This window comes from Simiduia curdlanivorans, from assembly GCF_030409605.1.
GTDB lineage: Bacteria > Pseudomonadota > Gammaproteobacteria > Pseudomonadales > Cellvibrionaceae > Simiduia > Simiduia curdlanivorans.
In genome coordinates this window covers 1,391,342-1,403,677 of the sequence record NZ_JAUFQG010000004.1, presented here as the reverse complement: position 1 = coordinate 1,403,677, position 12,336 = coordinate 1,391,342, and the positions used below count along the sequence as shown (strand labels likewise).

Genomic DNA, 12,336 nt, shown 5'->3' with positions numbered 1-12,336 from the left:
GCAAACGGAAAAAGGCCGGCGGGATTTTCGCCCCGCCAGCCCAAGCCAGTATTAACTACTGACCCTTTTCACAGTAAACCTGAATTACTTCAGCTCTACAGAAGCACCAGCTTCTTCTAACTCTTTCTTAGCAGCTTCGGCTTCAGCCTTAGACACGCCTTCTTTCAGAGTTTTTGGTGCGCCGTCAACCAAGTCTTTGGCTTCTTTCAAGCCCAGACCGGTGATGCCACGAACAGCCTTGATCACGTTAACTTTCTTGTCGCCAGCGGCAGTCAGAACAACGTCGAACTCGGTCTTTTCTTCTTCAGCAGCAGCACCAGCACCGCCAGCAACAGCAACAGCTGCAGCAGCAGAAACGCCGAACTTCTCTTCCATAGCAGTGATCAGTTCAACAACGTCGGTAACAGACATTGCGGCAACTGCATTGATGATATCGTCTTTAGTCAGAGACATGACTCAATTCCTACATTATGTGAGCTTGCGCTCGAAATAAATTTACGAACAGATAATCCGACGGATTAAGCTGCCGCTTGCTCTTTCTGGTCACGGATAGCCGCAATAGTGCGAACCAATTTACCAGCAGCTGCTTCTTTCATTACGCTCATCAACTTGGCGATGGCTTCATCGTATGTCGGCAAGCTTGCCAACAGCGCGATATCAACCAAACCACCTTCGAAAGACGCTGACTTCAGTTCCAACTTTGGATTGCTCTTGGCAAATTCACTAAGAATTCGCGCGCCGGCACCTGGGTGCTCGGTTGAGAATGCAATCAAAGACGGACCAACTAACGCGTCGTTAAGACACGCAAAGTCAGTACCCTCTACTGCGCGGCGAGCTAGTGTATTACGTACGACTTTAAGCCATACGCCATTATCACGAGCTTCTTTACGCAGCGCTGTCATGCTAGACACGGTTACACCGCGTGCATCGGCAACAACAGCAGAGAGAGCGCTTTTAGCAGCTTCCTGGACTTCAGCGACAATCGCTTTTTTGTCTTCAAGTCCTAGTGCCACGATCTTCTCCTGGATTTGATTAGCAAAGCTAATCATTAACAAAACAACAAATAGCCACTACTTATAGACTAACGTTGCGTTTTTCGGTGTTTCAAATCCAGTAAATACTGAATTGGGCCACCATCTGCGTAGGTTTTGCCGCCAAGCTTTCGCTCTTTAGCGCTATTGAAAGCAAGCCGAAACTTGCTTACCTACGGTCTTTGACAGACCGGCAAAGCCGGCCCCCAAAGTTCTGTTTAACTTCAGACTTATACGTCTAAAGTTGATTGATCAATAATCAAACCTGGGCCCATCGTGGTGCTCAGGGAAATACGTTTCAGGTAAACACCTTTAGAAGACGCAGGCTTCAGACGCTTAAGGTCGCTGATCAAGGCTTCTAAGTTTTCCTTCAGTGCATTGGCTTCAAACGCCAACTTGCCGATACCACCGTGGATGATGCCGCCTTTTTCAGCACGGAAACGCACCTGACCGGCCTTGGCATTTTTAATAGCAGTTACAACGTCTGGCGTTACGGTGCCAGTCTTGGGGTTAGGCATTAAGCCACGTGGACCCAAAACTTGACCTAACTGACCAACAACGCGCATAGCCGCTGGATCGGCGATAACCACGTCGAAATCCATCATGCCGCCTTTAATTTCAGCAGCCAGCTCATCCATACCAACAAACTCAGCACCAGCTGCTTTAGCTGCTTCTGCGTTTGCGCCCTGGGTGAACACAGCAACGCGTACGGACTTACCAGTGCCGTGTGGCAAGGTAGTCGCACCGCGTACAGACTGATCCGACTTACGTGGATCGATACCTAAATTAATCGCAACTTCCACAGACTCTGGAAATTTCACAGATGAAACGTCTTTCAACAACGCTACCGCATCAGCGATGCCGTAAGTTTTGGTGAAATCAACTTTTTCACGAATCGCGCGCTGACGCTTGCTCAATTTAGCCATCTTACAAACCCTCCACATCTAGACCCATGGAGCGGGCAGAACCGGCGATAGTGCGCAGAGCGGCATCCATATCAGCAGCGGTAAGGTCCGGACGCTTGGTGTTAACAATTTGCTCGAGTTGCGCGCGGGTAACCGTGCCAACTTTTTGCGTGTTTGGACGCGGTGAACCGCTTTTCAAACCCGCCGCTTTTTTCAACAAGTAAGACGCTGGTGGCGTTTTCATGGTGAAAGTGAAAGAGCGATCGCTGTATACGCTGATCACGACAGGCACTGGTGCGCCCGCTTCCATTTCTTGAGTCTGGGCGTTGAACGCTTTACAGAACTCCATGATGTTTACGCCGTGCTGACCAAGCGCCGGACCTACTGGTGGCGACGGGTTAGCTTTGCCAGCTGCAACTTGCAGCTTGATGTAAGCATTAATCTTCTTAGCCATGATTTACTCCCATAGTTGGGTTTTAGCGCCTCGAAAAGTCTTTGGCTAAACTTTCGTCATCGGCTCCCCAGTCTCTAAACCCGCAAAAAATTTGCAAAACTCAGAGACACGAAAACCTTCCTGTGCGAAAACACACAGGAAGGCAATAAAATTGCGAGTCTTAAGCCTTTTCTACCTGACCAAACTCAAGCTCAACCGGCGTTGAACGACCGAAAATCAACACGGCCACACGCAAACGGCTCTTCTCATAATTCACCTCTTCAACAACACCATTAAAGTCGTTGAATGGACCATCGCATACGCGAACCATTTCACCCGGCTCGAATATGGTTTTTGGTTTTGGCTTATCGGCAGAGTCATCGACGCGCTGCAAAATAGCCTGGGCTTCTTTTTCAGTAATTGGCGCTGGCTTATCTGCCTTGCCACCAATAAAACCCATCACCCGCGGGGTTTCTTTAACTAAGTGCCAAGAGTCATCATTCAACTCCATCTGCACCAACACGTAACCGGGGAAAAACTTGCGCTCGCTCTTACGCTTTTGACCGCCGCGCATCTCAACCACTTCTTCAGTGGGAACCAGCACGTCGCCAAAATTGTCCTGCATGTTATGCAGCTCAATGCGCTCTTTTAATGAAGCGGCAACTTTCTTTTCAAACCCAGAATAGGCGTGTACTACATACCAGCGCTTAGCCATTGCTCACCCTTTTTTATCAGCCGATAATCAGTGACGCTAACCAACCCAGCACGGTGTCGATCAACCAGAGAATTAAAGCCATTACCAACACCACCGCTAAAACGATCAGCGTCGTCTGGTTAGTCTCTTCGCGAGTAGGCCAAACTACTTTGCGAACTTCCACCTGGGCTTCTTTCATCAAACCCCAGAAAGCCGCACCTTTGGCAGTATTGACAGCGATAAATACGGCAACCAAACCTGCGGCCACCATACCCAACACACGGTAAAGCAATGCCACATCCGCAAACTGCGAATTTGCCACGACACCGGCAGCAACAATGGCAACAACAAGCAACCACTTAATTGCGTCAAACCGAAAGGCTGGAGCTTCTACTTTAGCGTTCATCAGGGAACTTACCCTTAACTACTCTTATTAAATGGCAGGCCAGGAGGGACTCGAACCCCCAACACCCGGTTTTGGAGACCGGTGCTCTACCAATTGAACTACTGGCCTAAACAAACTTCTTTTTGCACGAAGGCCGGAACCAAGGCCCCGGCCTCCGCGCAACAATCAACGATTACTCGATGATCTTAGCAACAACACCCGCACCAACGGTACGACCACCTTCACGGATGGCGAAGCGCAAGCCGTCTTCCATCGCGATGGGGTGAATCAAGGTGACTTCCATTTGCACGTTATCACCTGGCATTACCATCTCAACGCCTTCTGGCAGCTCACAAGCGCCAGTTACGTCGGTAGTACGGAAGTAGAACTGTGGACGGTAGCCTTTGAAGAATGGCGTGTGACGACCACCTTCATCTTTCGACAATACGTACACTTCTGACTGGAACTTGGTGTGCGGCTTGATCGCACCTGGCTTAGACAACACCTGGCCACGCTCAACGTCATCGCGCTTAGTACCGCGCAATAGAACACCTACGTTCTCGCCTGCACGACCTTCGTCGAGCAGCTTGCGGAACATTTCAACACCAGTACAGGTAGTCTTGGTGGTATCGCGCAGACCAACGATCTCGATTTCTTCGCCCACTTTAACGATACCGCGCTCGATACGACCGGTCACAACAGTACCGCGACCAGAGATAGAGAACACGTCTTCGATTGGCATCAAGAAAGCACCGTCGATGGCACGCTCGGGCTCAGGAATGTAAGAGTCCAGGGTCTCAACCAATTTCTTAACAGCGGTGGTACCCATTTCGTTGTCATCGGTACCGTTCAACGCCATCAGCGCAGAACCGATGATGATTGGGGTATCGTCGCCTGGGAATTCGTACTGGCTCAACAGCTCGCGAACTTCCATTTCAACCAGCTCTAGCAGCTCGGCATCGTCAACCATGTCGGCTTTGTTCAGGAATACAACGATGTAAGGTACACCTACCTGACGCGACAACAGGATGTGCTCGCGCGTCTGTGGCATTGGGCCATCAGCGGCAGAACATACCAGAATCGCACCGTCCATCTGGGCAGCACCGGTGATCATGTTTTTCACATAGTCGGCGTGGCCTGGGCAGTCAACGTGCGCGTAGTGACGGATAGGCGAATCATATTCTACGTGTGCCGCAGAAATGGTGATGCCGCGCTCGCGCTCTTCTGGCGCCGAGTCGATACCATCAAATGCAACCGCTGTACCACTGCCCCACACTTCCGCACATACGCGAGTCAGAGCTGCTGTCAGGGTAGTTTTACCATGGTCAACGTGACCAATGGTGCCCACGTTTACGTGGGGCTTGTTACGTTCAAACTTAGCCTTAGCCATTGCTAACGTCTCCTATATACAGGGGCGATAAATCGTTTCTTCAAACAAAACAAAACTCCGCAAAAGACCGGCCTTTGCGGAAACTGGAGCTCTTGTCCGGAATTGAACCGGAGACCTCACCCTTACCAAGGGTGTGCTCTACCAGCTGAGCTACAAGAGCGTAAACACGACGCATTTTCGGAACCCAGCCAGAAACTGGAGCGGGCAGCGGGAATCGAACCCGCATCATCAGCTTGGAAGGCTGAGGTTCTACCATTAAACTATGCCCGCCTAACCGACAGACTTTGCAACAGCAATCCGAAAATCACACAACCTGAAATACCCCTCAAGCTGCTTACAGCAACCTCACCTTACGGCAAGGCTTAAATCAATAATGGTGCAGGGGGATGGATTCGAACCATCGAAGCTTTCGCGTCAGATTTACAGTCTGATCCCTTTGGCCACTCGGGAACCCCTGCCAAAAGAGCCGGCAATTCTCCGGCTCAAGCAAGCACTTGTCAACCATTTTTGTGAGTAAATTCACAGGCTTACAGCACTTAGCTTGTAGAAAATGGAGCTGGTGAAAGGAGTTGAACCCTCGACCGCCTGATTACAAGTCAGATGCTCTACCAACTGAGCTACACCAGCTAAAACCACCTAGCAAACACACCTTTTCAGGCCTGCCTGTAATGTGGAGGCGCGATTCTAGTGAAACTTGTCCGCAGACGCAACAGCTGAACATAAATTTTGACGAATCTCTTGGCCACTTTCCTTCGGAACCAGTTCAGCCCAGACGGAAAGCGCCACGCGAGTCGCCTGCCCTGGCCCCAAAAGCAACCACAACTCCTTTTGCGTACGGGGGATAGCCTTGAGTTCGGCTTGATAGCCCTGGCGACGCATGTCGGCCATGCGCTGCTCGGCCAAAGGCTTTTGAGTGAAGACGCCAAAGCTGATGCCATTGGCTAGGTCACCTTTGGGAATAACATAGCTGTCTATTTTCTTCGCCTGTAGCTCATGCAGCTTGCGCAAAGCGCCCTCTTGCGAGGGCTCGGGCGGCAAATACACCCAATAGGATTCACCGGCAGCAATCTCCAGCGACTGCAAATTGGACTCAACACCCAGCGAGCGCAAGCGCTCGCGCACGATCGCGCCCTTGTCGGAGTCGATATAAGGCCCGACCAAGGTACAGATGGGGCCTGCGCCTTGATCATCTTTGGCATTGATATCGCGAACCAGTAGCGACTTGGCATCCTCATCCACCTCGCTCAACAAGGTCAGCGCCCGCGCCTGTTCAGTAGTTTTGGGCATGGCGCGCACAACTGCTTTAGGCTCTTCTTTGGCCTGCAAAAAATGCCAACCTAAAACCAGCACATTAATAACCAACAACCCAATAAAAACTAACCGCATGTCTTAGCCTTCCACTCCATTAACGTTCGATAAACCCAGCACAGGCCACGAGAGCCTGCATATTCCACTAAGGCAAAGCTAGGCGCAAACCATCCAATACTAACGCCGGGCGCCAGACAGCCCCAGGCAACTCCGCGAGCAAGGCCTGGCCATCGCCACCGGTGAGCACTATGTGCGCGTCCGGGCTAAAACGAAGCCGGCACTGCTCAACAAAACCCAGCTGCATCATGCGCAGCGCACCGGATACGGCAGCGCCAGTAGTGCTCGCCACAGAGCTCGGCAAGTCCGGCGCTAGGCTCGGCACCTTGACGCCAGCGGTTGCAGAAAACAAGGCGTCGCGCATCATATGCAAACCAGGGCCGATAAAACCACCCCGGTGTAGCCCCGGTGAGACCAAGTCAACAGTTATGGCACTACCGGCATCCACTACCAACAAGTCACACTCTGGATACTCGGCCACAGCCGCCAGCACCGCCAACCACCTATCCACCCCTAAGCGCTGCGGGTCGTCATAGCCACACCGAATGCCGGCACAAGGGCTGGCCACACCAGCGATTTCTGGCTCCACGGCAAACAACGCCTTAAGCACTCCGGACAGATCCTGGGTTATATCCTGCGCGGCCACAGAGCCAATGCGCACGCGAGCAACGCTCACTTGGCGAAAGATCTCCGGCAGGGCCCTGGCCTGAAACTCAAGCCAGGACAAGCTACCCGAATGCTCAGGCTGTAAGGAAGCATTCACCAACCGCCATTTAATCCGGCTGTTTCCGCAATCCAACTCTAAAATCATCGCGCACCCGCCGCACGCAAACTCAATTCACCACCGTGAAACAAACGCATCTGGCCATCCACCCACACGATTAACGCACCGCTATCGTCAACGCCCTGCGCAATACCACTGACCGAACTCGCTGCACTGCTTAAGGTGACAGCCTGATTGGCAAAGGCGTCGAGCGCCAACCACTCGGCCCTAAATCCGGCAAAACCCTCGAGCGCGAAACGCTCGAGCACAGCAACCAGCTCGGTGAGCAGTTTAGCTACTAACGCATTGCGCGATAGCGTGACGCCCAAGCTGCGCAAATCGACCCAGGCCTGATCGATACCCTGCGCCTGCTCAGAGGGCATGGCGACATTAATGCCAATACCAATCACCACCTGGCACTCGCCGGCTGGGTCGCCGGTCATTTCCAACAAAATGCCCCCCAGCTTTTTGCCGTCGACCAACAAATCATTGGGCCATTTAAGCGCAACCTGATCGGCGCCGCTGGCTCGCAACATGCGCGCACAGGCGACACCCACCGCCAAACTCAGCCCGCTTAACGCCGCGGCTCCGCCCTGAAAACCCCACACCAGGGATAAATAGATGTTCGACCCAAAGGGGCTAACCCAAGCGCGCCCGCGCCGGCCGCGCCCCGCCGTTTGTTGTTCGGCTATAAAAGCATGGCCATGGGCCGCGCCCGAAGCTGCCTCCATGGCGCGAACGCTGGTGGAATCTGTCTGCAAAAAACTGGTTAGCTGTAAATTCTGCCGCAACTTGGGCGCGAGGCCGTCTTTAATCACATCCACATCCAGCAAATCCAACGCGCGGCTCAGGCGGTAACCACGCCCCCTCACCGACTCAACCACCAAACCCAAACCTTCGAGTTTCTGCAATTGCTTCCAAACCGCAGCGCGCGACACCCCCAAGAGCGCGCCCAACTCTTCGCCGGAATGAAACTCGCCATCGGCTAAGGCGCGCAATAAAGTCCGCAGGGTTTGATCGGCTAGCGCAGTCACGATGGCAAATCTCCCAGTTCAACATACTCGCGCTGGTAGCGGTTGCCCAAGCTGGTTAACACCTCATAGCCGATGGTATTCATGTGCGAGGCAACGAGATTGACCGTTAACTCACTGTTAAGCACTTCTATATAAGCCGCGCCAATCGGCGGCAGCTCTGATTCGGGGATTGCACTGACATCAAAAATTGTGGCGTCCATCGACACCCTGCCCACCAAGGGCACCCGCCGCCCAGCGAACACGCCCTCGCCCCGGCTGCTCAACTGACGCTGCAAGCCATCGGCATAGCCGCCCAATACCACCGCGAGCCGCTGACCCGGCTGGCAAGTCGCCGTGGCGCTATAACCCACGGCCGCTGAGTCGGCCAACAAGCGATATTGAATAATCGGCAAGCGCAGTGACACCACGGGCTCCATGGGGTTGGGCTGCCCCGGCGTCGGATTTACGCCGTACAGCGCCGCGCCGGGACGGGCCAACTGCTGATGCCATTCGGCACCGAGAAATATGCCCGAAGAATTGGCGAAGCTGCGCCGCGCCTGCGGCCAGACTGAGGCGGCCAAAGCTGCGGCCTCCTGATAGCGACCTAGCTGCTCGCGGTTGAGCGGGTGCGCAGGCTCATCGGCACAGGCCAAGTGGCTCATAAAATAACGCACATCCAACTGCCGCGCCTCGGGCGAAGCCACATAATTCGCGAGTTCGCTCAAGTCCAAGCCGAGTCGGGTCATACCGGTATTGACTTTTACCACACAGGGCGCCGACACATCGGCCACGGTGGTGGCTCGCTGCCAGCGCGCAATGGCATCGACAGAAAATAAACTCGGCCAAATAGCATTCGCCACCAAGGCCGGTTCTCGCCCCGGGCGCACGCCACCCAACACGACAATCACAGGCGCCTCGCCTAAGCCTTCACGTAGCTCTATCGCCTCATCCACGGTGGCGACAAAAAACGTGCGGCAACCAACGTGCGCCAAACTGCGGGCGACCGGAACCATACCCAAGCCATAGGCATTGGCCTTCACCACGGCGGCGCACTGTGCTTCGCCCACTTTCCGGCTGAGCGCCAACCAGTTGCGCGCAATCGCGCGCAAATTAACTGTCAAAATACCATCGTGATGTGACATAGCCCCTCCAGCCAAGGCGAACAGTTTACGCATTCACCCACAAAGCCGATAGCCCAAGCCCACCCAACGACAATAAACCGCGCCAAAAAAGCGCTAAGGAAAATCTATATTTTGTTAAAGCCCATTGACAGCCAGCGGCTTGATCTACACTTAAGGCCTAAGTTTGGCTAGAACTTAAGACAACCACTCACAGGCAATTCACATGGCTAACGCCGCCCCTCCCCGTGCCGACTATCAGATTAAACTGTACAACTTTCACAAGGCCATACTGCGCTACAAGTCGACCGCTCAACTGTTCGAGCACATCACCCGCGATGCCGTGCAAATTGGCGATTTACACGGCGCCTGGATTGGCGCGCTAGACCCAGAAAAATGCCAGATTGTGTCGACCATGGCCCATGCCTCAGACCCAACAGAGTCAAACAAGCTGCAGGCACTAGTACAGGCCTTCCCTTTTGCCGACCTAGTGCTTTCCCCGACCTTTTTTGATAGCGGCGACGCTAAACTTTACGACTACCTCAGCAGCCAAACCGATGACAACTTTTGGCACTCACTACTGACCAAAAACAAATGGCAGAGCGCTGCGGCCCTACCCTTGTTTAACGAGGCTAAAGTATTTGGCATTTTGGTTCTGATTTGGCATCAACAGCAACGCTTTGACACCAACACCAAGCAGACGCTCATCGACATCAGTACCGACGCCTCCAGTGTCATCAGCGCGAGCGAGGCTAGCCTTGCCGCCGAAAGAGCAACCCAAGAACTCGAGAAATACGAAACGCTGTTCCAAAATGCCGGCTGGAGCATGGCTATAGCCGACCCGGAGAGCCACCAGCTCATTTATAGCAACCTCGCCTTCGCCACCATGCACGGCTACACCCAGACGGAAATGCGCAAGCTAAATTTAGCCGACACTTTTTCGATCGAGGCGCGCAAGCAGTTACCAGCCCTAGCGGCGCGCGCTGAAAAAGAAGGCAGCTTTAGTTACGAAACAAAACACCTGCGCAAAAATGGCACCAGCTTTGACTGCAAAACCCACGTCACCGCCTTCAAAGACGACCAAGGGAAAGTGATGTTTAGAGCGGCCTGCTTGGAAGACCTCACGGAGCAAAAACTAGCCCAAGCACAGGTTCAACAACTGCTCGAGCAAACCCAACTGTTACTCAATGAGAAGAACAACACCAACCAGCTACTCGAGTCTATTTTTAATCGCGTCACAGATTGCTTTGTCGCCCTAGACAACCACTGGCGCTTCACCTATATCAACCAAAGAGCACAAGCGCTCTTTGAAAGTTTCGGTATCGAAAAACAGCTCATCGGCACGAACATTTGGGATGAGTTCCCACCGGTGCAAGACGACCCATTTCACGCCGCCTACTATAAAGCGGTAGACACACAGCAAGCCGTCTATTTTGAACACTACTACGAACCTTGGGGGCGCTGGTTCGAAAATCGCGTCTATCCCTCGGAAGACGGCCTCACTATTTATTTTACCGACACCACTAAAAGCAAAAAACTCGAACAGAAAATTTTGCAGTCCAATGCCATTTATGAAAAAACCTTTAATGGCGTTATGATTACCGACCTGCAAGGCAACATACTCGCAGCAAACCCAGCTTTTAGCGTCATCACTGGCTATAGTGAAGCCGAAATTCTCGGCCAAAATGCACGCATTTTAAGTGCTAATAAACACGCCAAAGAATTCTACGCCGAGGTATGGAAAGCCTTAGAAAACACCGGTAGCTGGCAAGGCGAAATTTGGAACCGACGCAAGAGTGGCGACGCCTACCCAGAATGGATAACCATCAATCGCGTTCATCACCAGCCCGAAGCGGAAGACCGCTACCTCGCGATTTTTTCTGACATCAGTAAAATAAAGCAGAACGAAGCGGCGCTGGCACACCTAGCCCATCACGATGCACTCACCGGCCTGCCCAATCGAGTGCAGCTTTACATACGCTTAAAACACAGCATGGACATCGCCAAGCGCAACAACACTATGCTGGCACTGCTTATGTTTGACCTGGATCATTTTAAATACGTCAACGACAGTTTTGGCCACGCCGCCGGCGACCAATTATTAAAGCTTGTCACCGAAAAACTCACCAAGCGCTTCCGAGAACAGGATTGCCTGTGCCGGCTCGGTGGCGATGAGTTTACCCTTGTGCTCGATAATATCGCCTCGCCCGACGCCGCGGCGCGCGTTGCCGAAGAAATCATTCACATGCTGAGCCAACCCTGGCGCCTCGTCAATGAAATCGAAGTGCGCATTTCAGCCAGCGTCGGCATTAGCCTCTACCCAAGCCACGGCAACAACGCCGAAGAGCTGCTGCAGCAGGCCGACACCTCCCTGTATAGCGCCAAAGCCGAAGGCCGCGCTCGCTATAAATTTTTTAACCAGGAACTTACTAAAACCGTGCGCGCACGGCTTGAGATAGAAGCAGAGCTACGTCACGCCATCCAAAATAATGAACTATTGGTTTACTACCAACCACAATATGACACCAGCAGCAATACCATCGTCGGCGCCGAAGCGCTGGTGCGCTGGGCACACCCCAGCAAGGGGCTGATACCACCGATTTATTTCATTCCCGTGGCCGAGGCCACCGGTCTTATTTCGGCCATTGGCAACTGGGTATTGAACAGCGCCTGCCAGCAGTGCGCTACCTGGTTTGCCCAAGGGCTACGCGATTTTACCCTAGCGGTGAATCTATCGCCCTATCAATTTTTGCACGGCGATATAGAACAAAATGTCGCCGCCACCACGGCAAAAACCGGCTTTCCCGCACAGCATTTAGAATTAGAAATTACCGAGGGAACCTTAATGGACAGAGAAATAGATGCCATTAAAATTTTCACGGCACTCAGAGCCCGCGGCGTGCGCATTGCCATCGACGATTTCGGCACCGGCTACTCATCCCTCGCTTACCTAAAGCGCTTTCCGCTCGACGCCCTAAAAATCGACCGCGGCTTCATTTCCGATTTGCCCGATGACAGCGATGATGCCGCTATCACGCTGGCGATTATCGCCATGGCCCATTCACTCAAATTAAATGTGCTGGCCGAGGGTGTCGAAACCGAGGCGCAACTGAACTTCCTGCAAGAGGCCAGCTGCGATTTCTACCAAGGTTATTTAAAAAGCCCAGCCATTTCCGCGCAGGATTTCGAGCAGCTGCTGAAAGCGGAAAAGCGACTTTAACTAAAAAAATACTCAGCTA

The 12,336-nt window shown here is 53.0% G+C and carries 12 protein-coding genes and 5 tRNA genes; 1 reads left to right on the top strand and 16 read right to left on the bottom strand.

Translation table 11 applies throughout. The features are described 5' to 3' along the window. Positions 1 to 84: 84 nt before the first annotated feature. From rplL to alr, 16 genes are all read right to left on the bottom strand, one after another. Positions 85 to 453, bottom strand: a complete 369-nt coding sequence (gene rplL / locus QWY82_RS06395) for a 50S ribosomal protein L7/L12 (RefSeq protein ID WP_290260722.1) — start codon at positions 451 to 453, stop codon at positions 85 to 87. Between the two features lie 65 nt (positions 454 to 518). Then, positions 519 to 1,013: a 50S ribosomal protein L10 gene (rplJ, locus tag QWY82_RS06390; protein ID WP_290263481.1), complete on the bottom strand. Its 495-nt coding sequence runs from the start codon at positions 1,011 to 1,013 to the stop codon at positions 519 to 521. 248 nt (positions 1,014 to 1,261) lie between these two features. Then, a complete protein-coding gene (rplA, locus tag QWY82_RS06385; protein WP_290260721.1) occupies positions 1,262 to 1,957 on the bottom strand; it encodes a 50S ribosomal protein L1 in 696 nt (231 codons plus the stop codon). Between the two features lies 1 nt (position 1,958). Beyond that, on the bottom strand, positions 1,959 to 2,390 hold the full coding sequence (rplK, locus tag QWY82_RS06380) for a 50S ribosomal protein L11 (RefSeq protein ID WP_290260720.1): 432 nt from the start codon (positions 2,388 to 2,390) through the stop codon (positions 1,959 to 1,961). 160 nt (positions 2,391 to 2,550) lie between these two features. Next, entirely contained in the window at positions 2,551 to 3,084 is a 534-nt protein-coding gene (gene nusG, locus QWY82_RS06375; protein WP_290260719.1) for a transcription termination/antitermination protein NusG, read from the bottom strand. A gap of 16 nt (positions 3,085 to 3,100) precedes the next feature. Further along, positions 3,101 to 3,469, bottom strand: a complete 369-nt coding sequence (gene secE, locus QWY82_RS06370) for a preprotein translocase subunit SecE (RefSeq protein ID WP_290260718.1) — start codon at positions 3,467 to 3,469, stop codon at positions 3,101 to 3,103. Between the two features lie 32 nt (positions 3,470 to 3,501). Continuing rightward, positions 3,502 to 3,577: transfer RNA gene (locus QWY82_RS06365), tRNA-Trp, on the bottom strand. A 64-nt stretch (positions 3,578 to 3,641) separates the two neighbouring features. Then, complete coding sequence (tuf, locus tag QWY82_RS06360) at positions 3,642 to 4,838, bottom strand: elongation factor Tu (RefSeq protein ID WP_290260716.1); 1,197 nt, start codon at positions 4,836 to 4,838, stop codon at positions 3,642 to 3,644. A gap of 84 nt (positions 4,839 to 4,922) precedes the next feature. Further along, positions 4,923 to 4,998: transfer RNA gene (locus QWY82_RS06355), tRNA-Thr, on the bottom strand. Positions 4,999 to 5,034: 36 nt separating this feature from the next. Continuing rightward, positions 5,035 to 5,108 (bottom strand) — tRNA-Gly (locus QWY82_RS06350). Between the two features lie 104 nt (positions 5,109 to 5,212). Next, positions 5,213 to 5,296: transfer RNA gene (locus QWY82_RS06345), tRNA-Tyr, on the bottom strand. A gap of 93 nt (positions 5,297 to 5,389) precedes the next feature. After that, positions 5,390 to 5,465, bottom strand: a tRNA-Thr gene (locus QWY82_RS06340). 57 nt (positions 5,466 to 5,522) lie between these two features. Continuing rightward, positions 5,523 to 6,224, bottom strand: a complete 702-nt coding sequence (locus QWY82_RS06335; RefSeq protein ID WP_290260715.1) for a hypothetical protein — start codon at positions 6,222 to 6,224, stop codon at positions 5,523 to 5,525. Positions 6,225 to 6,291: 67 nt separating this feature from the next. After that, entirely contained in the window at positions 6,292 to 7,014 is a 723-nt protein-coding gene (locus QWY82_RS06330) for a type III pantothenate kinase (protein WP_290260714.1), read from the bottom strand. Beyond that, positions 7,011 to 8,000 (bottom strand): bifunctional biotin--[acetyl-CoA-carboxylase] ligase/biotin operon repressor BirA, encoded by a 990-nt coding sequence (birA, locus tag QWY82_RS06325; protein WP_290260713.1) that lies wholly within the window; start codon positions 7,998 to 8,000, stop codon positions 7,011 to 7,013. The genes QWY82_RS06330 and birA overlap by 4 nt, the downstream gene beginning before the upstream one ends. Beyond that, positions 7,997 to 9,121 (bottom strand): alanine racemase, encoded by a 1,125-nt coding sequence (gene alr, locus QWY82_RS06320; protein WP_290260712.1) that lies wholly within the window; start codon positions 9,119 to 9,121, stop codon positions 7,997 to 7,999. Before alr ends, birA begins: the two co-directional genes overlap by 4 nt. A gap of 202 nt (positions 9,122 to 9,323) precedes the next feature. Here alr and QWY82_RS06315 point away from each other — a divergent pair, with 202 nt between their 5' ends. Continuing rightward, complete coding sequence (locus QWY82_RS06315) at positions 9,324 to 12,317, top strand: bifunctional diguanylate cyclase/phosphodiesterase (RefSeq protein WP_290260711.1); 2,994 nt, start codon at positions 9,324 to 9,326, stop codon at positions 12,315 to 12,317. The last annotated feature ends 19 nt before the right edge of the window (positions 12,318 to 12,336 follow it).

Excerpts from the sequence above, each read along its gene's own strand:
- rplL (WP_290260722.1), bottom strand. The coding sequence starts at position 453 with ATGTCTCTGACTAAAGACGATATCATCAATGCAGTTGCCGCAATGTCT.
- rplA (WP_290260721.1), bottom strand. The coding sequence starts at position 1,957 with ATGGCTAAATTGAGCAAGCGTCAGCGCGCGATTCGTGAAAAAGTTGAT.
- rplK (WP_290260720.1), bottom strand. The coding sequence starts at position 2,390 with ATGGCTAAGAAGATTAATGCTTACATCAAGCTGCAAGTTGCAGCTGGC.
- nusG (WP_290260719.1), bottom strand. The coding sequence starts at position 3,084 with ATGGCTAAGCGCTGGTATGTAGTACACGCCTATTCTGGGTTTGAAAAG.
- secE (WP_290260718.1), bottom strand. The coding sequence starts at position 3,469 with ATGAACGCTAAAGTAGAAGCTCCAGCCTTTCGGTTTGACGCAATTAAG.
- tuf (WP_290260716.1), bottom strand. The coding sequence starts at position 4,838 with ATGGCTAAGGCTAAGTTTGAACGTAACAAGCCCCACGTAAACGTGGGC.
- QWY82_RS06335 (WP_290260715.1), bottom strand. The coding sequence starts at position 6,224 with ATGCGGTTAGTTTTTATTGGGTTGTTGGTTATTAATGTGCTGGTTTTA.
- QWY82_RS06330 (WP_290260714.1), bottom strand. The coding sequence starts at position 7,014 with ATGATTTTAGAGTTGGATTGCGGAAACAGCCGGATTAAATGGCGGTTG.
- alr (WP_290260712.1), bottom strand. The coding sequence starts at position 9,121 with ATGTCACATCACGATGGTATTTTGACAGTTAATTTGCGCGCGATTGCG.
- QWY82_RS06315 (WP_290260711.1), top strand. The coding sequence starts at position 9,324 with ATGGCTAACGCCGCCCCTCCCCGTGCCGACTATCAGATTAAACTGTAC.